This window comes from Microbulbifer variabilis (assembly GCF_052468405.1).
In genome coordinates, this window is the sequence record NZ_CP174343.1 from 213,492 (window position 1) to 235,341 (window position 21,850).

At 50.2% G+C, this 21,850-nt stretch carries 19 protein-coding genes; 11 read left to right on the plus strand and 8 right to left on the minus strand.

All coding sequences use genetic code 11. The features are described from left to right. Window positions 1-6 precede the first annotated feature (6 nt). Window positions 7-1,500, minus strand: a complete 1,494-nt coding sequence (locus ACJJJB_RS01250; RefSeq protein ID WP_020412033.1) for a peptide MFS transporter — start codon at window positions 1,498-1,500, stop codon at window positions 7-9. Between the two features lie 151 nt (window positions 1,501-1,651). On the opposite strand from ACJJJB_RS01250, the gene hrpA reads away from it, so the two are divergent. From hrpA to ACJJJB_RS01285, 7 genes are all read left to right on the plus strand, one after another. Next, window positions 1,652-5,566 carry an ATP-dependent RNA helicase HrpA gene (gene hrpA, locus ACJJJB_RS01255; protein ID WP_444945673.1) on the plus strand — a complete coding sequence of 1,305 codons (3,915 nt, stop codon included), beginning with the start codon at window positions 1,652-1,654 and terminating at the stop codon, window positions 5,564-5,566. Between the two features lie 237 nt (window positions 5,567-5,803). Beyond that, entirely contained in the window at window positions 5,804-6,127 is a 324-nt protein-coding gene (locus ACJJJB_RS01260) for an HvfA family oxazolone/thioamide-modified RiPP metallophore (protein ID WP_020412035.1), read from the plus strand. A 93-nt stretch (window positions 6,128-6,220) separates the two neighbouring features. Beyond that, complete coding sequence (locus ACJJJB_RS01265; protein WP_020412036.1) at window positions 6,221-7,066, plus strand: HvfB family MNIO-type RiPP peptide maturase; 846 nt, start codon at window positions 6,221-6,223, stop codon at window positions 7,064-7,066. Continuing rightward, complete coding sequence (locus tag ACJJJB_RS01270) at window positions 7,047-7,832, plus strand: HvfC family RiPP maturation protein (protein ID WP_445365545.1); 786 nt, start codon at window positions 7,047-7,049, stop codon at window positions 7,830-7,832. Before ACJJJB_RS01265 ends, ACJJJB_RS01270 begins: the two co-directional genes overlap by 20 nt. A gap of 171 nt (window positions 7,833-8,003) precedes the next feature. Further along, window positions 8,004-8,906, plus strand: a complete 903-nt coding sequence (locus tag ACJJJB_RS01275; RefSeq protein WP_245556659.1) for an MlaA family lipoprotein — start codon at window positions 8,004-8,006, stop codon at window positions 8,904-8,906. Window positions 8,907-8,944: 38 nt separating this feature from the next. Next, the gene (locus tag ACJJJB_RS01280) at window positions 8,945-10,123 is read left to right on the plus strand and encodes a PP2C family protein-serine/threonine phosphatase (RefSeq protein WP_445365546.1); all 1,179 of its coding nucleotides are present in this window, start codon (window positions 8,945-8,947) and stop codon (window positions 10,121-10,123) included. A gap of 210 nt (window positions 10,124-10,333) precedes the next feature. Continuing rightward, on the plus strand, window positions 10,334-10,852 hold the full coding sequence (locus ACJJJB_RS01285) for an STAS domain-containing protein (protein ID WP_020412040.1): 519 nt from the start codon (window positions 10,334-10,336) through the stop codon (window positions 10,850-10,852). 69 nt (window positions 10,853-10,921) lie between these two features. On the opposite strand, the gene ACJJJB_RS01290 is transcribed toward ACJJJB_RS01285, so the two are convergent. The 5 genes from ACJJJB_RS01290 to ACJJJB_RS01310 form a co-directional block, all read right to left on the minus strand. Further along, entirely contained in the window at window positions 10,922-11,380 is a 459-nt protein-coding gene (locus tag ACJJJB_RS01290) for a tellurite resistance TerB family protein (RefSeq protein WP_445365547.1), read from the minus strand. Further along, window positions 11,361-12,356, minus strand: coding sequence for a transaldolase (gene tal / locus ACJJJB_RS01295; protein ID WP_020412042.1), 996 nt, complete (start codon window positions 12,354-12,356; stop codon window positions 11,361-11,363). Before tal ends, ACJJJB_RS01290 begins: the two co-directional genes overlap by 20 nt. Before the next feature lie 54 nt (window positions 12,357-12,410). Continuing rightward, window positions 12,411-13,388 carry a tRNA dihydrouridine(20/20a) synthase DusA gene (gene dusA / locus ACJJJB_RS01300; protein ID WP_445365548.1) on the minus strand — a complete coding sequence of 326 codons (978 nt, stop codon included), beginning with the start codon at window positions 13,386-13,388 and terminating at the stop codon, window positions 12,411-12,413. A gap of 537 nt (window positions 13,389-13,925) precedes the next feature. Beyond that, window positions 13,926-14,723, minus strand: coding sequence for an SMI1/KNR4 family protein (locus ACJJJB_RS01305; RefSeq protein ID WP_444945671.1), 798 nt, complete (start codon window positions 14,721-14,723; stop codon window positions 13,926-13,928). 346 nt (window positions 14,724-15,069) lie between these two features. After that, window positions 15,070-15,972, minus strand: a complete 903-nt coding sequence (locus tag ACJJJB_RS01310) for a LysR family transcriptional regulator (protein WP_444945670.1) — start codon at window positions 15,970-15,972, stop codon at window positions 15,070-15,072. A 111-nt stretch (window positions 15,973-16,083) separates the two neighbouring features. On the opposite strand from ACJJJB_RS01310, the gene ACJJJB_RS01315 reads away from it, so the two are divergent. Next, window positions 16,084-16,776: a pirin family protein gene (locus tag ACJJJB_RS01315; protein WP_445365549.1), complete on the plus strand. Its 693-nt coding sequence runs from the start codon at window positions 16,084-16,086 to the stop codon at window positions 16,774-16,776. Between the two features lie 16 nt (window positions 16,777-16,792). Then, entirely contained in the window at window positions 16,793-17,416 is a 624-nt protein-coding gene (locus ACJJJB_RS01320) for an isochorismatase family protein (RefSeq protein WP_445365550.1), read from the plus strand. A gap of 1,169 nt (window positions 17,417-18,585) precedes the next feature. On the opposite strand, the gene ACJJJB_RS01325 is transcribed toward ACJJJB_RS01320, so the two are convergent. Next, the gene (locus ACJJJB_RS01325) at window positions 18,586-19,794 is read right to left on the minus strand and encodes a glycerol-3-phosphate dehydrogenase/oxidase (protein ID WP_020412048.1); all 1,209 of its coding nucleotides are present in this window, start codon (window positions 19,792-19,794) and stop codon (window positions 18,586-18,588) included. Continuing rightward, a complete protein-coding gene (locus tag ACJJJB_RS01330; protein ID WP_020412049.1) occupies window positions 19,778-20,470 on the minus strand; it encodes a glycerophosphodiester phosphodiesterase family protein in 693 nt (230 codons plus the stop codon). The genes ACJJJB_RS01325 and ACJJJB_RS01330 overlap by 17 nt, the downstream gene beginning before the upstream one ends. Window positions 20,471-20,781: 311 nt before the next feature. Between ACJJJB_RS01330 and ACJJJB_RS01335 the strand changes: the two genes are divergently transcribed. Further along, window positions 20,782-21,048, plus strand: coding sequence for a hypothetical protein (locus ACJJJB_RS01335; protein ID WP_282951577.1), 267 nt, complete (start codon window positions 20,782-20,784; stop codon window positions 21,046-21,048). A 103-nt stretch (window positions 21,049-21,151) separates the two neighbouring features. After that, a complete protein-coding gene (locus ACJJJB_RS01340; RefSeq protein WP_445365551.1) occupies window positions 21,152-21,835 on the plus strand; it encodes a fimbrial biogenesis chaperone in 684 nt (227 codons plus the stop codon). The last annotated feature ends 15 nt before the right edge of the window (window positions 21,836-21,850 follow it).

The following is a 21,850-nucleotide window of genomic DNA, read 5'->3' on the forward strand; positions in this document are numbered from 1 at the left end:
CACTTGTTACTTATCATTGCCGCTAAAGTGTTTTGGGGGCACACCGTCGTGATCGGCGGTGATACTTAATTCCTCTTTAGTGGTTTCTCCCACTGTGGCGTGCACCTCCTCCGCGCCATGCATCCAATCCACCAGTTTCTCGCGAATGAGATACAGGATAATTCCTGCAACAATGGCAACCAGGGCTACGCCCCCAAAAGTAGCGAGAGGGCCGGACACTCCCACCAACTTGCCAATTTCCGCCGCTCCTTTGTTAGCAATACCAATAAAGGCAAACCAAAGCCCCATCATTAAGGATAAATAGCGTAGAGGGGATAATTTGGTGACTACTGAAAGCCCGATAGGTGATAGGCACAGTTCACCGATAGTGTGAAAAATATAGGCAAACACCAGCCACCATATACTTGCTTTTATGGTTGTAGAGTCTCCGATTTGTAATGCTGCTCCACACATTGAAATAAAGCCGATACCAAGAAATACCAGCCCCAGGCTGAACTTGGCTGGCGAGCTGGGTTCCTTATCTCCCATTCCTATCCAGATGCTGGCCATAATCGGCGCGAGGATAATGATAAATATGGGATTCACCATCTGTAGCCAACTGGCTGGAATCTCCCATCCCAAGATATTTAGGTCGGTGCGATATTTGGCAAACAAGTTCATTGAGCCGGCAGCCTGCTCAAAACCGGCCCAGAAAATCACTATAAAAACACCAAGTACCAATATGACCTTTATACGGTCTCGCTCTTCGTGAGTCAGGGGACGATGCTTTTCGGCCTCTTCATGTTTCCGGTTTTTGAGTTCCAGGTGTGCAGAGGGCTCTACGCCGATTTCTCCCAGATAGCGCTTGGCCTGGGTCATTTGCAGCAGCAGGCCCAACAACATGCCGACTCCTGCAACGACGAAGGCCAACTGGTAGTCCACCTTCTCTCCAACCCAGCCCACAACTAAATAACCGAGGATTGAGCCCAGGTTTATGCCCATATAGAAAATGGTAAATGCCGTATCGCGACGGTGATCTCCCTCTTCGTAGAGGTCTCCGACCATGGTGGAAATATTTGGTTTGAAGAAACCATTGCCGATAATCAGCAGGGCCAGTCCCAGCCACAGCATATAGATCTCACTGCCATTGGGCAGCCAGGCGTGGGGGAAGCCAAGGGAGAATTGTCCCAGCATCATCAGGGTGCCGCCGAACATAATGCAGCGGCGTTGTCCCCAGCGGTTGTCCGCCATCCAGCCGCCGATAATTGGAGTCAGGTAGACCAGCATTGCGTACCATCCCAGGTAGCTGAGGGCTTTGGATTGTAATTCGGTCTCGGTGAGCTGCTCCCAGCCGAATACTGCAGCGGTGGCCGTGGAGGTCAGGTAGAAAACAAAAATACCGCGCATACCGTAGTAGCTGAGGCGTTCCCACATTTCTGTACCAAACAGCAGAAACAGGCCTTTGGGATGGCCAAACAGCTGCCCGGCGCTGGAGGGGGGCTTGGGCTTGATCTCTTGCATAGTACCGCTCGCAAGGTGTGACCCTGAGGCGCAATGGTGCTTCTAAAATTGACCTCTATCTGCTCCAGTATAGATGAGCGCCACAGTAAGGTTTGATAGCCCTATCGTATCCAGGGGTTATAATCCCGCGTTTGCCATTGCTGTACGAATTATGAGTCACACCGAAGCAGAAAAAGTTGTGGGAGCGCTGCAAACCCGTATCCCGGCCTGTATGGGTAGGGATCGTTTTGACTTGCGCAGAACCCTGAAGAACGTGCGCCGGCGCCAGAAAGAGGGCAAGCCGGTCGATCGAATGCTGGCCCAGCTGGAACAACAGTTACAAGCGTCTGAAGCCCTGGTGGAAGAGCGTCGGCGAAAGCTACCGGACGTGCAGTGGCCGGAAGCACTGCCCGTGGTAGCGCGGCGTGATGAAATCGCCGGGTTGATCGAAAAGCACCAGGTTGTAGTTATTGCCGGTGAAACCGGTTCTGGTAAAACCACCCAGTTACCGAAAATCTGCCTGTCTCTGGGGCGGGGGATTTACGGCCAGATTGGCCACACCCAGCCGCGCAGGATTGCCGCTCGCACTGTGGCCAATCGAATCGCCGAGGAATTGCAGCAGCCCTTGGGGGAATCAGTCGGTTACCAGGTGCGTTTTACCGATCACAGTACTGAGCATACCCATGTCAAACTAATGACAGACGGCATTCTGCTGGCAGAAATTCAGCGTGACCCACTGTTAAATAAATATGACACGCTGATTATCGATGAAGCCCATGAGCGCAGTCTCAATATTGATTTTCTGCTGGGCTATTTGAAAACTATCCTGCCCAGGCGTCCAGACCTGAAACTGATCATTACCTCGGCCACTATCGACCTGGAGAAATTCTCCCGACACTTTGATGATGCGCCCATTATCGAGGTATCTGGCCGGACCTATCCGGTGGACATTCATTACCGCCCGGCCGTGGACAGTGATGCGGATCTCAATGAACAGGTCGTAACTGCGGTAGGGGAGTTACTGCACGAGGAAAAATCCAGCAGCCGGCGCGGCGGGGATATACTGGTATTTATGAGTGGCGAGCGGGAAATCCGTGAATGTGCCAAGGCCCTGCGGGATGCGCAGATTGCCCAGCTGGAAGTATTGCCCCTTTATGCGCGTTTGAGTCTGGCGGAGCAGGCCAAAGTCTTTCACGGCCATAAAGGCCGCCGTATTGTACTCGCCACCAATGTGGCGGAGACCTCTATTACGGTGCCGGGAATTCGCTATGTGATCGACCCGGGTACTGCACGCGTCAGCCGCTACAGCTATCGCAGTAAAATTCAGCGACTGCCCATAGAGCCGGTTTCCCAGGCCAGTGCCAACCAGCGTGCCGGCCGCTGTGGCCGCGTCAGTGCCGGTGTCTGTGTACGCTTATATGAAGAGCGGGATTTTGCGCAGCGTCCGGAATTTACCGATGCGGAAATTCTGCGTACCAACTTGGCTGCAGTAATCCTGCAAATGTTGCAGTTGCGTATTGGTGATATCCGCGAGTTTCCTTTTGTTGATCCGCCCGATCCGCGCCTGATTAATGATGGTTACAAGCTATTACAGGAACTGCAGGCCGTCGATGGTCAGGGCAGGGTCACCAAACTGGGGCGAGCCCTTTCACGATTGCCGCTGGACCCACGACTGAGCCGAATGTTGCTGGCCGGGGCAGATAATGGTAGTGCGCGTGAATTATTAGTTATTGTCGCCGCCCTGGCCGTACAGGATCCGCGCGAACGCCCGGTGGAAAAGCGTCAGGCAGCGGATGAAAAACATCGCCAGTGGCAGCATGAGCAGTCAGATTTCCTGTCCTTTGTACAGCTTTGGGATACTTTCGAAATCCAGCGTCAGGAGCTGAGTCAAAATCAGTTGCGAAAATGGTGCCAGAAAAATTTCCTGTCCTGGTTGCGTATGCGTGAGTGGAGAGATATCCACCACCAACTGCGGGTGGCTTGCCGCGATCTTGAAGTAAAAGAAAACAAAGAGCCAGCGGAGTATGAAGCGGTACACCGGGCTATAGTCGCAGGTCTTCTCAGTAATATTGGCGCTCGCGATGAGAACAAGGAATTTATTGGCTGTCGCAATCGCCGCTTCCATATTTTCCCTGGATCTGGCCAGTTCAAGAAGCCTCCCCGCTGGGTTGTTGCCGCCCAGTTATTGGAAACCAGCCGTTTATTCGCCCATACGATTGCAAAAATAGAGCCCGATTGGGTATTGGCTGCATCCCAGCACCTGGTAAAGAGAAATTATTTCGAGCCTCATTTTGATGCCCGTTCGGGTCAGGTGATGGCCTTTGAGAAGGTTTCCCTGTACGGCCTGGTGCTGGTGGAGAAACGCCGGATTCCCTACGGTAAGCTTGATCCGAAAACCGCGCGGGAAGTCTTTATTCGCCAGGCTTTAGTGGAGCAGCGTTATCGAGGTAAAGGCCGTTTTTATACACACTACACCGACCTGCTGAAATCTCTGGAAGAGCTGGAGGCTAAATCCCGCAGGCGGGATATTCTGGTAGATGATGAAGTGATTTATCGCTTTTTCGATGAGCGTATACCTGCCGATATCGTTAACCTGGCTGGGTTTGAGCACTGGCGCAAGAAAGTGGAATCCACTGATCCGCAGTTGCTCTTTATTCCCCGTGAATTGTTGATGCAGCAGAGTGCGGATCACGTCGGCGAAGCCCAATTCCCCGATGAATTGCAATCGGGCGGTATTGTTTATCCGCTCAGCTATCATTTCGAGCCGGGTAGTGTGGATGACGGTGTCAGCATTCAGGTACCGGTTGCGGCTTTGCACCAGGTGCCCGCTGCTCGACTTTCCTGGCTGGTGCCTGGAATCCTACGGGATAAATGTATTGCCCTGGTCAAAGCCTTACCTAAACAGTGGCGTAAATATTTTGTCCCCGTACCAGCAGCAGTGGATAAAGCCCTGCCGCGATTGCGCCCGGATAATGTCCCCTTATGGCAGTCACTAGCACTGGAGTTACAGCGCCAGACGGCGCAGCAGTTGCCTGATAGCGCCTGGGAATCCGCTGAGCAATCCCTGGAAGATTATTATCGCTTCAATATCCAAGTGGTGGATGAGGCAGGTAAATTACTCGACCAGGACCGAGATCTCTCGCTGCTACAGGCGCGCTACCGCGATCGGGTGCAGCAGGGGCTTGCGAGTGCAGGAGACAGCTTTGAGCGGGAGGGGATTACCAGCTGGGACTTTGGAGAGCTTCCAGAAACCCACACCCTTAACCAGGGCGGCCTCAAGGTGCGGGCATACCCGGCTCTGATAGAGGAAAAAGACAGTGTTTCTCTGAAACTCCTGGATAACCCGGATGACGCGCGCCGGCTGAGTCGTGCAGGTATTTCCCGCCTGGCACTGTTGCACTTGCCGGAGAAGGTTAAATACCTGCGCAAGGAGCTGCTTCGTGGCAAGGAGCTGGGGTTATCTGCCGCGGACTTGGGGCGGCGTGAAGAGGTTGCAGACGATATCCTGTTGGCTGCCGTGCGAGAGGTATTTTGGCCCAAGGGCAATTGGCCGCGTACCGAAGCTGAATTTCTGTCCGCGCTGGAAAATGATAGTGACCTGGTGGGGGTGGCCCAGGAAATTGGGAACCTGCTGGTCAAAGCTTTAGCCCTACTTGTGCCCCTGCGCAAACAGATCAAACAGCAGAAAAACCTGGCAGTTGCAATGGCGGTGGGAGATATTCAGCAGCAATTGTCTGGGCTCTTTTATCGCGGTTTTCTGTTCGATACCCCTCTGGAATGGTTGCGTCAGTATGGCCGTTATCTTAAGGCGATCGCTATGCGACTGGAAAAAGCCGTCCTCGACCCGAATCGTGATCGCAAATTACAGGTTGAGTACCACAAGGCCGCGGAACCTTATGCCGGTCTGGCTGAAAAATATTCAAGCAGGGAGTTGGCTGCGGAAGCCTTGCTAGTGGATTACCGCTGGATGCTTGAAGAGTTCCGCGTTTCTTTATTTGCCCAGACCCTGAAAACCCTGATGCCAGTATCTTCCAAGCGCTTGCATAAGGCGTGGTTGGAGGCTGATGGGAAGGGGCTGGTAGGTTGATTGCCACTATTGGTATGAGATCACAAAAAAACTGATTTCTTTATGTAATATTCTGGCGACCGGTTCGACAAACCTTATGTGAGTAGGCTATAGGTTCAAAGTGGCGTGAGATTCTCACCCTAAGCTGGCTAGCCTCAACAAATGACGGTTTTCCACCCCGCGTCATTATACTGGCGCGGGAGAAAAGAAAGTCTTTGGTACTTTTTATTACTCAGGGTATTAATTAGGAGATCCCTTATGAACAAGAAGCATCTTTCCCCCGTAGCGGCCGCAGTTGGTGCAGCGTTTATTGCCTCTGCTGCGATGAATGTGTCTGCAACCACTGGCGAAGCTAATCCGTTTGCTGCGGCAGAGCTGACTTCTGGCTACAACCTGGCACTGGCTGACCATGGCGATAAGGAAAAAGAAGGCAAGTGTGGCCACGACAAGAAAAAAGAAGGTAAGTGCGGCGAAGGTAAGTGCGGCGAAGGCAAGAAGAAAGAAGGCAAGTGCGGCGAAGGTAAATGCGGCGAAGGCAAGAAGAAAGAGGGTAAGTGCGGCGAAGGTAAGTGTGGCGGATAATTTAAAGCCATACTCGATCGGGGCGGTATTGCGTTAACTGACGCGCCGCCCCTTGTTCTTTTCTTCATATAGAACCGTTTGAGGCAGACAGAAGTGCGAAATTATCCAGTGGAGGGGGCCGGTCTTGGACTGCGTCGCTCTATGATGGGAGAGGAAGTGCCATCTGCTGCGGTGGATTTCTTTGAGGTAGCGCCGGAAAACTGGATCGGCGTCGGTGGGCGCTATGGCCGCTGGTTTCGGGAATTTACTGAGCGCTACCCATTTATTTTGCACGGCTTGTCCCTTTCAATTGGGGCGCCGGAGCCTTTGGATATGGACCTTGTTGGGTCTATCAAGAAATTTATTCGTGAGCATGATATTCGCTATTACAGCGAGCACCTGAGCTACTGCTCCGACCACGGACATCTCTACGATTTACTGCCGATTCCCTTTACTGAAGAAGCGGTGATGTATGTCGCCGAGCGAATTCGTATTGTGCAGGATGCATTGGGGCAGCGTATTGCCATGGAAAATGTTTCCTACTATGCCGCACCAGGCCAGGAAATGAGCGAGCTGGCCTTTCTAAATGCCGTACTGGAGGAAGCAGACTGTGACCTTCTCCTTGATGTAAATAATATTTATGTCAACTCCATTAATCATCGTTACGATCCATTTGAGTTTCTGCGCGGACTTCCTTCGGAAAGAATGCGCTATGTACATGTGGCGGGACATTACGACGAGGCGGAGGATCTAAAAGTAGATACCCACGGTGCACCGGTAATTGATCCTGTGTGGGAGTTGTTGAATAAGGCTTATGAAATTCACGGTGTAATGCCAACCCTGCTTGAGCGGGATTTCAATATTCCACCCATACCGCAATTGCTCGAAGAAGTAGGGCATATCAAAACCATTCAGGCCAGTCACCAAGTAGAAGAAAACTATGTCCTCAGTCGCCGATAAAACTGACAATTTTCAGGGGTTGCAGAGAGACTTGGCTGCTCATCTGCGTGCTCCGGAGCAATGCACACCGCCTCCCCAAATTGAAGATCGGCGCTTGGCGATTTATCGGGATCTAATTTACAACAATATTGAGTCTTTTATCTCGAGCGGGTTTCCGGTGCTGCGCAGTCTCTATAGTGACGAATTCTGGCACGCTATGGTGCGTGATTTTGTGCATCACCATACTTCTAGCAGTCCCTACTTCCTGCAAATCAGTGAGGAGTTCCTCACTTACCTGCAAAATGAGCGGGGCCAGTGGGAGGGAGATCCCCCTTTTTTACTGGAGCTAGCTCACTACGAATGGGTAGAGTTGGCACTGGATGTCAGTACCGCTGAGATACCTGCCAACCTCAGCCGCGAGGGGGATATATTGGGATCCGTACCAGTAGTATCGCCCCTGGTATGGAGCCTTAGTTATCGATATCCCGTGCATCGTATTGGCCCGGTGTTCCAGCCTCAGGAACCCGATGAAACCCCCACCTTTTTGCTGGTGTATCGCGATCGCAGTGATGAGGTGAATTTCATGGAAATTAATGCAGTGACAGCGCGTTTGTTGCAACTGGCTTCAGAAGAGTCGGCCACTGGAGAGCAACTGTTGGCACAAATTGCTGCAGAGTTACCCCAGGTAGATACCAGCACCCTGAGGAGTTTTGGTGTGGAGCTATTACAGAAACTTCTGGGGAATGGTGTAATTGCAGGCCTTAAACCTCTACCTGCTGAAAAATAGGTGTCGACAGCTTATCTTTTGGCGTCATTATTATTCTAAAGCCCCGCTGCACTTGCCTGAAACTGCTTCATCTTTGACGAATCCCAGCTGCTATGCTGCCGAGGGTAGCTTACGATATGCGAGGGCGTTAGAATCCTTGGTCTTAGTATTTGTTAGTAGAGGAGCAGGGTTTTGCTAGGACGCAGAGTTTTATCGCCCTGGTTGATGGCCGCGCTGATCGCGGTTTCTCCAGTGAGTGTATTAGCGCAAGATGACCCGTTTGGAGGCGCGGCAGGGGATACCGCCGTTCAAACTGGTACTGATGGTCAGGTTACCACAAGTGGCGATGAAAATGGTTCGCTACTGGATGAATATGGCTTTGATCCCGCGGATGAATTTGGTGGTGCGGAAGGGGAGGATTTTTCCCTTCGTGACCCATGGGAAGGTTTTAACCGCGCTGTATTTAGTTTTAATGATGGCGCTGATCGCTATGTGTTGAAGCCAGCTGCCGTCAGCTATCGGCAGATCACCCCAATATTCGTGCAACACGGTGTTAGCAACTTCTTCAGTAATCTGGGTGAAGTGACCAATACCTTTAATGGCGTATTGCAAGGTAAATGGGGCCAGGCAGGCAATGATGCAGGTCGCTTGCTGATTAATACCACTATTGGTATTGCCGGTCTTTTTGATGTTGCCAAGCATATGGGGCTTGAAAAAGGCGATGGCGAGGACTTTGGTCAAACCCTGGCTGTTTGGGGGGTGCCTTCCGGTCCATACCTGGTTTTGCCGCTTCTGGGTCCTTCCACAGTTCGGGATACGCCAGCACGGGTAGTTGATTACTACACCAACCCGCTGACCTATGTGGAACATGACCCTACACGCTATACGTTGAGGGCAACCGATATTATTCAGAGCCGCGCCAGCTTGCTGCAGGCCGAATCACTGTTACAGGGGGATCGGTATGTGCTGTTACGTGATGCTTACCTGCAGCGCCGCGACTTCCTGATCGTGGATGGCGAAGTAGATGTGCAGAGTGAAACTGAAGCCGCTGAAGCGATTGACCAGGGTGAAGTTGAAGAGTCCAGTGACTACTGATCACCGGATAGAACTTACTCTTTTTCCAAGGGCCACTCATGCCCGGTCCCGGTAGCCTGTTACTGACTGATGACGAGCGCTCCCGCAGTTTCCTGCGTGGAGCGCTTTCACGCCAAGGGTTCTCTGTTGCGGAGGCAAGTAGTGGGCAACAGGGTATCCAGCAATTTTCCCCCGGTCTTTTTCAATTGGTCGCGGTGGACTTCCAGTTACCCGATATGAGCGGGCTGGAGGTGTTACAAAAAATCAAACGTCAGTCTCCAGATACCTCTGTCATCGTAATTTCATCCAGTGCAGTACTGAATGATGCCCTGCAAGCAATACGCCTGGGCGCCTGCGATTATCTCCTCAAACCTCTCAAGGAAGCCGCGCAAATTGACCGAGTTATTTGTCGTATCAGCGGTGAGGAGAATCTGGCCCAGCAGAACCGGGAATATCGGGAAGCTCTGGAGCGGCGTAACATAGAGCTGCGTGATCACGTAGAGCTTTTGCGGCGGGACCAGGAGGCTGGCCGCCAGCTGCAACAGCACTTGCTGCCGCGTACGCCTTATAGTTATCCAGGTGGTATTGAGGCGAACTATCGCCTGATTCCCTCACTGTATCTCAGTGGTGACTTTGTCGATTACGGCCTGTTTGGAGAGCGTTTTGTCGCCTTCTACCTAGTGGATATTTCCGGTCATGGTGTCTCGTCTGCGCTGGTTACCGCACTCGTCAAGCACAGCATCATGCACCGTCTGCGTGAGGGTCCACTTTTTACCCAGCTGGAGTCCCTTGGCAGTGACCTGTTAGAAGTTCTCGAGCTGATCAATCGGGAGTTGTTATCCACACATATGGGCAAACATGCCAGCATGTTCGTCGGTGTTGTGGATACGGCCGCGCGCCAGCTGCATTATGCTGTTGCCGGGCAGATTCCCATGCCGGCTCTCGCCAGTGATGGTGGCGCTGATTGGTTGCCGGGCAAAGGGCGTCCGTTAGGTATCTTTGAGCGGGGTGACTGGCAGGTAATGTGCGCCGAGCTACCGCCCAGCTGGCGTTTGGTGGCGTGCTCCGATGGCGTTCTGGAGCTGCTTCAGGGAGATCTTCTGGAAAAAGAGGAGCGCCTCTTACAGTTGATCGCCGAGTGCGGAGGAAATTTGGAAAGTTTGTGCCAGAGCCTGAAAGTAGATACTTTTGGGGCGTTACCGGACGATATTACGATCCTCACCCTGGGGCACAATTAGGACGAGCGTTTGCATCGACTAACTAGTCGAATTTCATGCCCTAGTATACTTGTCAGTCCGGGCAGTCAGGAGTAAGCTCCGCCCACTTTATGCACAAAATTGCACAAGGCGGCAAAACCACCGAGTGCGGCTTGTGTTCTCTACCAGTGAACTTTTGCCACCTGTTAGCACTTTCACCTAAAAGTGTATCCGGGTGAGCCAGGGGTTGTTATGCAGTCCGGGCAAATTATGGTTGGGGCCCACGAGGGCGTTTACATCATCAAGTTGATTGGTGATGTTCGGCTCAACCTTTGTACTTCATTTGATAGCTTCATCGACAACATGTTTGCGCGAGATGACTTCGCTGGGGTGGCTTTCGACCTGGACCGTGCCGAAGGTGTTGACAGCACGACCCTTGGCCTGATGGCAAAAATTGCGATTCGCGCCCAAGAGCGCGGTTGTCAAAAGCCATTGGTTTTCTCTGCCGATAAGGGAATTCAACACCTGCTTGATGCAATGGGATTTGACTCCCTGGTGGAGATCAGTAGTGAGCAATATGATATCTCCGTTGAGACTAAACCCCTGGTCTGCAACACTCCTGATGAATGTGCTGCGCGGGAGAAGGTACTGGAAGCACACCGTGTTTTGATGAGTATGAACGAGCAAAATGCGGAAACTTTCCGCGATCTGGTGCATACCCTCGAGCGGGAATGCGAGCCCTACAGCAAACGCTCCGCCCATCTGCATTGAGCTTCTTAAGGGCTCCTGCTACCGATTTGGCGCTTTAGACCTATTCCCCCAACTTATTCAGCTAGCGACTCAATTATCTTTCAAATCCCTCGCTTCCGCCCTGGCTCTGGTGAACAGTCCGTGGGGTAGGTAGATAAGTTCGGATACCCGGCGAATAAGGTGTTCCTCAAATGCCTCGATAACATCATCGGAAAAAGCGATCTGCCACATTTGCCGAACCAGCAGGTACTTGTCCTGCTCAGTGAACTGATCATTAACTGCTTGGGTAAACTCGAATAATGAGGTGGCATGCTCCCGTTGATCAATGGCCTCATCAATAATCTCGGCGGCGCTGTGTACATCTAGTGCATAGTGTTGGCAAAGTAGATGCGTGAGGGTGTCGCGCTCGCGCTGGTCCAGCTTCTGGTCCACAGTCGCCACTTCAACTAGAAGGGCGGCGCTGATCATGCGCACGTCTTTTTCATTACGTGTTTCTACATCGGCACTGTTGCCAATCTGCTCAAACAGCTTACGGATTTGTTGCAGCATCAGTTTCCTGGTGTCCCATCACTTGGCTTTGTAGCAGCATTTCAAGTCGCTGCTGGTCTTTAACAAAGTTGCGAATGCCTTCTGCTAGCTTTTCTGTAGCCATGGCATCGCTATTGAGCTGGTAGCGGAATGTCGCTTCCTCCAATCTCTGGGTTGGCCGAGCCAAAGGTTCTGTAATCGCCGGTAGGCCTCCTACCAGCATCCCCTCACTTTCCTCCAGGGACTGCAACAACTGCGGGCTGATAGTCAGGCGATCGCAGCCAGCCAAGGCTTCTATCTCACTTGTATTACGGAAACTGGCACCCATCACGATGGTGTCGTAGTCGCGGGATTTATAGTAGTGATAAATATTGCGTACCGACAATACACCGGGATCCTCTTCGCCACTGAACCCCTTGCGCTCACCATTTGCCAGGTGCCAGTCGAGGATACGGCCGACAAAAGGAGAGATTAAAGTGGCTCCGGCCTCGGCACAGGCGATGGCCTGGCACAGGCTGAATAGCAAGGTCAGGTTACAGTGGATGCCTTCTTGTTCCAGGATTTCTGCCGCTGCAATACCCTCCCAGGTGGAAGCAATTTTGATGAGCACACGGTCCCTTTCTACATTCGTTTGTTCGTAGAGAGTGATCAGGTGCCTGGCGTAATCAATTGTGGCGCGGGTATCGAACGAGAGTCGCGCATCCACCTCGGTGGAAACCACGCCGGGGACCAGCTGTAATATCTCTGTACCGATACCCACTGCTAGCTTAATTGCCGCTAATCGCGCTGTCTCCGCTGTCCCACGTTGCTTCTGGTGGCGAGCTGCCCACCCCAATGACTCTTTGATAAGCGATTTGTATTGAGGGAGCTGGGCGGCCTTGTACAGTAGTGAGGGGTTGGTGGTGGCATCTTGAGGGCGGTAGCGGCGGATAGCCTCAATATCACCCGTATCGGCCACTACTAAGCTGCGCTGTTTAAGTTGTTCCAATTTGTTCATTGCACTCCCTCTGTCATTGATTGGCCTCCATTTCCAGCCATCTTGGTTTACCCTCTATGCGGCCTGGGTAACGAGCGTTAAAGCGTGTTCAACAATTTCTGGTCCGGCCCCTTTCTTGTGGGCATTCTCACTTAGGTGGCGGCGGAATCGCCGCGCGCCCGGCAGCCCCTGGAAAAGCCCGAGCATATGTCGGGTAATATGATTCAGGCGCTGGCCGCGCTGCATTTCATTTTCTATATAGGGCAGCATTTGCTCGACCACTTGCGCTGCATCCGGCCCTTCACTTTCACCAAATAGCAGGCTATCCACTTGGGCAAGGATTGCCGGAGTTTGATAGGCTGCACGCCCCAGCATAACACCGTCCATATGCCGCAAATGTTGCAGGCTCTCCTCTAGCGAGTTAATACCGCCGTTAATAATGATTTGTAGCTGTGGATAGTCCTGTTTCAGACGGTAAACCATATCGTAATTAAGTGGGGGGATTTCGCGGTTTTCCTTTGGGCTGAGGCCTTTTAGCCAGGCTTTGCGCGCATGTACGATAAATGTGTCAGTGCCAATAGCTGCCTGGGCCTCCACAAAACGGGTCAGGCCAGGATAGTCCTCCATATCATCAATACCGATTCGGTGCTTTACCGTAACTGGGATAGATACTGCTTCGCGCATCGCGGACAGACCCTCAGCTACCACATCTGGTTCTGCCATCAGGCAGGCACCAAAACGGCCCGATTGCACCCGGTCACTGGGGCAGCCGCAGTTGAGGTTAATTTCAGCGTAGCCCCACTCCTCGGCGATACGGGCGCATTCGGCCAGCTCTCTGGGATCGCTTCCGCCCAGTTGCAGGGCTACGGGTTGCTCTGCTGCATCAAACTGCAGGTGGCGCTCCCTGTCTCCATGCAATATTGCCCCAGTAGTCACCATCTCCGAATACAAGCGTGCCCGCTTACTCAACAGGCGCCACATATAGCGGCAATGGCGATCACTCCAATCTAAAAGTGGCGCGGTGCAAAAGCGGTGGGTACTGTATTCAGACATAAACTGCGGCGTAAAAGACTATTAAAAACAGAGTAGCCCGCCATTATATGGGATGTAAAACCCATACCCTATGGCGGGATGGCCTGTTGTTGTTGAATCGGGGTGTCAGCACGGCTCGAAATGTTACCCTTAGCTTCCCCGGATCACGTGCTGACTTGATGGCGAGCCGTATTGTCAAAGTAGTTAACTGCCGGGTTGTCCATTGTTCTATTGCGGCAATGGTGACTCTGAACGGGTGATTGCTTGTTCGGAGCAAAAGCGACCAGAGTTTGGTCAACACCGGAGCCAGCGGCTGAGCTGGCCAGTTCGCTCGCTATATGGAGAAGCTGGCTGACAACTTTCCCCCGCCAAAGCGGCCCTGAATAAAGCGGATGGTCTGCATTATATGAACAGAGCAGTGGTTGGCAGGTTGGCAACCGCTGCTTCGTTACGAGATAACGGTGATGCCAGATACAAATCTGGCTGGGATGGTAGAGCAAACGCTTAGCGTATTAAACTGGGTTCATCAGGATAACCGAGCTACCAGACAGATAGGCTTTATTGGAAGCTACTTAACGTTTTAAACTCCCCTCGAAACCTCTCTTCCTTCCAGCTGGCTGTATCTAAGGCCTGAATAAACTTTGAAATAAAATCAGTGAAGTTCTCGGCAATCAAGAGCTTTGTATCCTCATCTCGGCCAAAAGCTATTATCTGGCCAGGAACTCCTTTTTTACCAGGATCGAAATCGATACCAATATGGTTGCCTGCCCAATCAAAAGTTAATGGAATCCAAAACTTATTAATATATAGGGGTTTTATAAAGCCCTCCGGGTTGGACCGCATGTAATCAGCACAGTCCTCATTCATTTCTTCTTCATCCAGCTCTCGCCAACTATCCCAGCGCTGTGCAATTTCAGAGGTTGATAGAAATTGTGATTCAAAGAAAAGGCCTAACCCCTGAAAAAACTGACCATTATGTACTGACAAAAATTCTTTTAAGTCAGCCGGTAGCTCAACACCTAAGTGCTGCTCTAGTACCTCAATTTCGCCTTGTGAACAGCCTGAATTTAAATTCAACTTATCTAAACAGCCAAGTTGAGAAAGCTTCCCTTTTATAACCTCCCAAGAATCCTTCATATCTAGTATCTCATTGTTCCTTGCTATGAAATCAGCATACCATGGCAAACCAGAGTCACCAATTGAGTAATTAATTAGCCAAGGTAGCATTCTTCCATTGTGATTGGTATCGATGTATCCCTCGATGAGTATGCTGATTAGCTTTTCTGGGGTAGTGAGGGTTTTGTAGTTTCTATAGGTAGTTTCTATAGAAGGTGGAGCATGCCAAGGTATATTCAAGTTGACAACTTTACCACGTTGATAATCTATATGTAGGGTTTGAATTGGATACGGTTTACCCCCATCAGTTGGCTCCTGAAGTTCATTGGTGAGGCGTTGGGAAGACTGGCGGGGTTGATGTTTTTGCTGACGAGGAGGGGTCTGTGGAAAACTGCAAAAATAGTGCGCGGCCGGGCCGTTTATTGGATACCAATCCTACGGTAACCATTATGGCGCCCCTGTATGGACAGGGCTTGCTATGCAAGTCATCGATAGAAAAAGCTAATGGCCGAGGATTTTTGTTCATGAAGGTCAAAGATATTTGGAAGAGGTACCAAGTTGATGATAGGAAACCAGTATAAAAAAGTCAGAATCGTAAACCTTTTCGCTCAAATACATCTGATAGAAATTCTATAAAAGCACCTACCTTTGCAATCTTGGCGCGATTTTGGGGATACAGTGCATATATACCTATTCTTTCCATGCTCCATTTTGGTAGTAGGTTAATAAGAGTGCCCTCTTTAACTTCTTGAAAGCACATGTAATCTGGTAAGACTGCGATACCACAAGAATCAATTGTTGCTTGTTTAATAGTTGAGAGGTCATCTGAGTAAAACCTCGGTTTTATTTTTTGTTGAAAAACCCTATTTCCATTTTGCAAAATAATTTTTGACTCATTACCCAAGGCGTTCATAAATAGCCACTGGTGATGTACAAGTTCTTTGACATTTAAAGGTGTACCATTTTTATTGAGATAATCAGGGCTGGCATAAATTTTTCTGCAGGCGTGACCGAGGGGCCTCGCAATCAGCCTTGAGTCATCCATTTCCCCAACCCGTACAACAACGTCAAAACCCTCCTCGATCAGGTCTACCCGATGGTTCACCAGGCTCAAATTCATTTGTATTTCTGGATAGTGATTCAAAAAAATTGCCAGGGCTGGTTTTAGGATTTGCTGGCCGATAGTGATTGATGCGCCAACCTTAATAGGACCGCGGTGAACTTGTAGTACCTCAGAAACTTCGGCCTCTGCCAGCATCATTTCTTCTTCAATACGTTTACAGTGACTTAAATACTTTCTTCCTGCTTCTGTTAAAGCCTGGGAGCGGGTAGAACGTTCTAATAGCTTGACGGATAGTCGATCTTCTAGCCGAGCGACCTTTCTGCTTACGTTGGCTTTTGGAATTCCCAGACGGTCTGCAGCTTGAGTAAAACTGCCTGTCTCTACCACCGCCAAAAAAACCATCATATCGTTTAAGTCGTGAATCATGGAAATCTATTGTTGTTAAAAATGAAATAATTTTTTTCATTTTTTAGTATATATCAAACAATAGATTGCACCTAAGATGCTCCCGTATTGCAAATGTCTGGGAGGCACATTTTGAAGATTCTCACTCGTGACTTGTTACCGTTAGGTGGTTTTGCTGGGCTAAAAGAGCACAGGCTGGTAACCGACAGTCGTGTATTTGGCCCTCATAAACGCCCAAATACCTTTGAAGGCCTGGATAACTTTGTGTATTTGGCCGATGCGCGCTTTAAACCCCGTGGTGAAACGGGCATGCATCCACATCATGAGATAGATGTTATCTCGGTGATGATAAATGGGCGTATACAGCATGAAGGCTCATTAGAAGATGGCAGGGGGTTGGAAAAAGGTGGCGTACAAGTCCAGCGGGCGGGAGGTCAGGGTTTTACTCACAATGAAGTAAATCCAGATACCAGGAAAAACCGAATGATCCAGCTATGGGTTCTACCTACAGCGCCTGGCCAGGCCGCTGGTTACAAGTATTACATACCTGCCGAAAGTGGAGTTACAAGAATTTATGGGGGAAATAAGAACCAAACAATTACTTTCGATAGCAGTACGATTATTGAAATTGCCAATTTATCGGCGGATCAGCAACTATCAATTAACAGTGAATCTCTGGTGTATCTAACCAAAGGTAGCGGCCGATTTATTGAAGAGGAGCAAAAAGAGACTGTAACAGATGGAGATTTGATCAGAAGTTACAGCGGTAAATTAATAGCGGATACCGATATTAGTGCCATTGTAGTTAGGAAATCCAATCAGTAAATGAGAAGGTAAATGCATGAATAAGTACGTTGAGACATTGACGGTAGATAATTCTGTATTGGCGTTAGTTGACCATCAAACAGGGTTGCTGGTGAGTTGTCGGGATATGGATCCCCATCTAATGACCCAGAATATTAAGGGGCTGACAAGTCTTGCTAAAACAGTAAACATGCCCACTGTTGTTACTGCAAGTATGCCTGACGGTCCGAATGGACCAGTTATGCCAGAAATAACAGATATCTTGGGCGATGAAATAATTGAGCGCGCGGGTGAGATAAATGCTTGGAAAAGCGCAGAATTTAAACGAGCTATAGCAGCGACGGGCCGTAAAAAAATTATTATGGCAGGTATCGTTACAGATGTTTGCCTGATGTTTCCCGCGATTTCTGCCGTGGCAGAAGGATATGATGTATATGCTGTGGTAGATGCCTCTGGTACTTGGAATAACACCGTTATGCAAGCGGCTATGCATCGTATGAGCCAAGCGGGGGTTAAGGTTGCCACCTGGTCATCTGTGTTGGCAGAGATAATGGACGATTGGCGAAGTGAACATGGAATGGAACTCGGCGAAATATTAGCTCAGCACACTACATACCGCTGGGTATACAACAGCTACCTTAGTGCAACTAACCAAAAGTAGTTCAGAGCCCCTCTTGTGTTAATAAGAGGGGTGGGAGAAAGTCCATGCGTCACCACAACAGGCATCTCGTTGTATTTATCACTTTTTTATCGTTGGTGCCCCTCGTATATTTTATTCCTGATGGAGTGGCCCAAATTTTACCAGATCAAAAATTCCTCCAAGTAGTTGTTGCAGTGGGTATAATTGTGCCTGTTACTAGCTATTTGATTTTACCCTTAGCTTTGTATGCTGTTAAATGTATCAATAACAAGCATATTGGGTCTGCTGTTCATAGGTATTTCTGCAGGTAATGCTTTTTTCGGTACTATTGCCCCTATCTGGTTAGGCGAGGGGGAAGGCACTATCCTTTAGGAGAGTGGATAACCTGGGTTCAAAACAATGGCGGCATCCACTCTAGCTATATATTTGATAACTTATTGAGTGCTCAGATAAAAACTTCAGAAGTATCATTATATTGATGCAGCTTACGTTAGAGCGTATTATTTTTCATCTTCCTAGAAGTATGGCTAGCCAGAAAAAATTGATAGCTTGCTGTTTTTAAGAGTATATCTGATAAAAGGAATTAAGTATGAGAAGTAAACTAATCTGTCTGAGTATTGCAGCAATGGCTTTGGGAGGTTGCACTACTCTGATGAAAGAAACCGTCTCTAAGAGGGCGCCTTTTGACTTAAATTGTGATGCTTCATCTATAACTATCCACCAATTGGGTACCAGAACATATGGTGTTGCCGGATGTGATAAGCGAGCCACCTATGTATTACAAGGGCCTTGCTCAGGCCCTGGAAGCATGTGTGTAGCTGTAATGAATTCTAGTGTAGAGGAAGGTTAGAAGTAGGGGGCAATAAGCCAGCGGGTGCAAAGGGTTTCTCTCTGCTGGCTGAAACTTGTTACTCACATGAGTACTGCTCTTCAATAGATTTTCGGTAAAACTAATCCACTCCTGTAGTGCCAAATACCTAAACTCTTTGTTCCTTTAGAGATTCGGTTAGAGTAGAGGTTTGATTAGAAGGTACTGTAGTTTTGTATGGTTTTTCCATAACTGGCTGCCGACCTCTCCACTGATATTTTCACTGAAAATTACCACGTCCCTATTTTGCTATCGTAGAATTAAGCTCTGCGCGGGACTTTATTACGGTTAATCGAGAGAAGCATTGAATTCTTTTGATCGATTAGAGGTTCCGTTCCCGCTCAGAGGTGCTGGAATGGCTAGAGGTTTCAGTGCTTTCGTGAGTTGATGTTGCCTTATCCTGCAGAGTGGCTTCGAGTTTCCGTGCCAGTTTTCGCGCAGTGGCGCGGTAGCTGGTGAGTTTCCCACCGGCTACGGCGAGAATCCGAGGTTTGCGCTCATCATCGCAGCAGATCATAGATTCCCTTGAGCGTGCAAATGGGCTTTTCTCCGCTTCAGGTAGTACCCGCAGACCGGCAAAGCTTTCACAGATATCTTCAGCTTGCAGCCCGCGAGTCTGGGTGAAGTACTGCTGCACAGTGCGCAGCAGGTAGGACTCCTCCTCAATTGTGGGGGACACATCCCGCGGATCGCCACAATAAGGACGCTCTGTGGTGCCCACCAGGGTTTTATCCTGCCAGGGCATCACAAAAACTGCGCGCCCATCATCAGCTTCCACATAAAAGATTTTGTTGCCAAGAGATAGCGGGAGCAATATGTGGGTGCCTGCGACCAGATCTATTGGTGGAAGGGCGACTGGCGGTGAGCAGCGGGCATTTGTAGTGGCGACCCAGGGGCCGCTGCAGTTGACCAGGGCACGGGTGCGCAGTGTGTTGAGTTTACCGTCGGCCACATAGTCAATCCGTACACAATCTTCAGTGACCTCCGCTCCTACCAAACTGCCGGGACAGATAATCTGTGCACCATGGGCAATTGCGGATGCAACCACATCACGGGTGAGGGCGGCATCATCTGTCTGTGCATCGTAGTAGCGGAATACGGCAAGTAAATCTTCACGCTTTAGACCGGGCAGGGTATCCCATTCAGACCTAGGCAGGGATCGGAATCTAGAGTCGCCATTTCGAATACCGGAGAGTAGGGCATAAAGGCTGAGCCCCAGTCTGACCATCCAGGGAGATCTTTTGCTGTTGCGATACACAGGGATATAAAAAGGCACCATGCGCACCAGCTGAGGTTTGTTATCCAGTAACCAGCTGCGTTCGCGCAGGCACTCATAAACCAAGCGGAATTGTCCGCTTTCCAGATATCGCAAGCCACCGTGAATCAGTTTTGAAGAGCGTGAGGAGGTCGCAGCAGCAATCCCCAGCTGCTCCAAAATGACGACAGAGTGATGGGCTTGTGCCAGGGCCTCAGCGGTACCGGCGCCGAGAATTCCGGCGCCGACGACTAGAACGTCAAAATCCGTAGACATCACTCGCTTCCCGGGAGCGCATTAATAATGGCAGGTTACCGGTCAGGATATGGTGTGCGCCGCGTTTACGCCAGAGAACGGCCTCCTCTGTGGAGTTGATTTCATAAACAACCCACTGCCAAGGCCCCGGTGGTAGTTCATTGCACTCAACAAAACTGTCCCGAATCAGCAGATACTCAGGAGCAAGAGTAACAATATCTGCCGATAGACAGCGGGAGACGCAGCTGATCTGCAGTGCCACCCTGTGCCAACCCATATTGCGTGCAGCACGTAAGCTGCGACAGTCCTGGGAGAGCAGGGCGAAGGATTCGCGTTCATTTCGCATGAGGTCCAGCAGCTTTTCCACTGCTGCGGTGAAACCGATGCCGGTAATATTGGATGCGGAAATCCCTACAAACCAGTCCAGGTGGCGATGACAGCTTGCCCAGTCCACCAGTTGGATAAATGAGTTGATGGGCTGGTGGTGTAGTTGTGAGTCCCTCAGTTCGTGAAAGAAGTGCACGCGCTTATCGCTGGGCAATTGCAGTGTATCGCTGTGGAAACACCAGGGTGTTCCGTCCAGGCTAAAGCGGACATCGCACTGGATTGCGCAGGCCCCCAAGTTATGGGCTGCTTCGAAGGCGGCGATTGTATTCTCCGGTTGGCGGGTCTTGTCGCCTCGGTGCGCGATTAGCATGTGAGTAAAGTCCGGAAAGCGGGTGTTATTGTCGGCTGGATTTGGGGCGAGAGGCCCCTGTCACCAATGGGTGTTTCCGACCTGGGTAGGCCCGGGTCTTACAGGAAAAATAGACTGTGCTCCAGTTGTTGCAAGCATGGTGGGGCTGAAATATTGGCGCCTGGTACCATGAGCCGGCATTAGGGATTGAATTAGGCTGGATTGCCAACTGCAGTTTACGCAAATGTGATGGTGCTGGGGCTCTGAGAGGTATGGTGGGAAGTTTAACGCTGGCTTTGGTGCAGCTCATCTTTAGGGTGGCGCCATCTTCAATGCAAAGTATTGTCGCAGCAGGCAATGCAGTATCCGCTAGCGCCCGGATTATATTGATATTGCCCACCCGAGCTGAGTGGCGCCAGTTTGAGAAGGGAGCTAAGCGCGAGCTGTGTTTGAGACAGATTCCCACACAGCATTTCTCCTTGGTCGCAACTGGGTTGGATGAAGGTGAACAGCAGAAGCCGCTTTCACTGGGGGCTGGAGATTGCCTCTCTGAAGTGCGACTGAAAGATTACTCTCAATTGGTTATTACAGAGAAATAATTATCTTTCCCAAGGCTTGATTGGTAAATAAAGCCAACTGCCGCCCACTCCTAGTGTAAAATACCGCCACCAGAATAATGAATGCCGAGTTATTCACTTTCCTATGAAAAAGATATTCCTTGCATTGCTTTTGGCAATTTCACAGCCAGCCCTGGCTGCGATGTCTCTAGACAAAGTAATCCTTTACCTCGATGACGCTCCCAGTGCTCGGGATGACGTTGTAATCACCAACCCGGATAATGAGACTCTGTACTTACAAACAGAGATTTTCCGGGTGGATAACCCCGGGCAGGAGAATGAGCAGCGTGTAAGGGTGGTGAACCCCGATGAATTCAAGCTTCTTGTTAGCCCGGCCAAGGCTGTCCTGGCACCAGGAGAAAGAAGACGTTTCCGCCTGATGGCCTTGGATCGTGACCTGGAAGAAGAGAAAGTTTATCGGGTGACGTTTAAGCCAGTTGTCGGAAAAATCAAAACTGAGCAAACGGCCTTAAAAATACTCGTAGCCTACCAGGCCTTGGTATTTGTGCAGCCAAGCAGCGGCCAGTATAAAGTTGAGCTTGTTGGGGAAGGAGATAGCTACAAGCTGGTTAATGATGGCAATATCAATATTGAAGTTGTTGAAGTACGTCATTGCCTCGACGATGGAAACTGTAGGAAATTGAATGTATCGGGCCGTTTGTATGCCAGAACTAATTTCTCACTTGAGGACATCCCAAAAGATGGGGAGTTGGAAGTACTGTTACGTGGGCGCAAAAGCGAAAGGGTTCGTTTCCCTCTTAACAGTTAGCCTAAATTTTTTTCG

Excerpts from the sequence above, each read along its gene's own strand:
- ACJJJB_RS01250 (WP_020412033.1), bottom strand. The coding sequence starts at position 1,500 with ATGCAAGAGATCAAGCCCAAGCCCCCCTCCAGCGCCGGGCAGCTGTTT.
- hrpA (WP_444945673.1), top strand. The coding sequence starts at position 1,652 with ATGAGTCACACCGAAGCAGAAAAAGTTGTGGGAGCGCTGCAAACCCGT.
- ACJJJB_RS01260 (WP_020412035.1), top strand. The coding sequence starts at position 5,804 with ATGAACAAGAAGCATCTTTCCCCCGTAGCGGCCGCAGTTGGTGCAGCG.
- ACJJJB_RS01270 (WP_445365545.1), top strand. The coding sequence starts at position 7,047 with ATGTCCTCAGTCGCCGATAAAACTGACAATTTTCAGGGGTTGCAGAGA.
- ACJJJB_RS01280 (WP_445365546.1), top strand. The coding sequence starts at position 8,945 with ATGCCCGGTCCCGGTAGCCTGTTACTGACTGATGACGAGCGCTCCCGC.
- ACJJJB_RS01285 (WP_020412040.1), top strand. The coding sequence starts at position 10,334 with ATGCAGTCCGGGCAAATTATGGTTGGGGCCCACGAGGGCGTTTACATC.
- ACJJJB_RS01290 (WP_445365547.1), bottom strand. The coding sequence starts at position 11,380 with ATGCTGCAACAAATCCGTAAGCTGTTTGAGCAGATTGGCAACAGTGCC.
- tal (WP_020412042.1), bottom strand. The coding sequence starts at position 12,356 with ATGAACAAATTGGAACAACTTAAACAGCGCAGCTTAGTAGTGGCCGAT.
- dusA (WP_445365548.1), bottom strand. The coding sequence starts at position 13,388 with ATGTCTGAATACAGTACCCACCGCTTTTGCACCGCGCCACTTTTAGAT.
- ACJJJB_RS01310 (WP_444945670.1), bottom strand. The coding sequence starts at position 15,972 with ATGATTCACGACTTAAACGATATGATGGTTTTTTTGGCGGTGGTAGAG.
- ACJJJB_RS01320 (WP_445365550.1), top strand. The coding sequence starts at position 16,793 with ATGAATAAGTACGTTGAGACATTGACGGTAGATAATTCTGTATTGGCG.
- ACJJJB_RS01325 (WP_020412048.1), bottom strand. The coding sequence starts at position 19,794 with ATGTCTACGGATTTTGACGTTCTAGTCGTCGGCGCCGGAATTCTCGGC.
- ACJJJB_RS01330 (WP_020412049.1), bottom strand. The coding sequence starts at position 20,470 with ATGCTAATCGCGCACCGAGGCGACAAGACCCGCCAACCGGAGAATACA.
- ACJJJB_RS01335 (WP_282951577.1), top strand. The coding sequence starts at position 20,782 with ATGCAAAGTATTGTCGCAGCAGGCAATGCAGTATCCGCTAGCGCCCGG.
- ACJJJB_RS01340 (WP_445365551.1), top strand. The coding sequence starts at position 21,152 with ATGAAAAAGATATTCCTTGCATTGCTTTTGGCAATTTCACAGCCAGCC.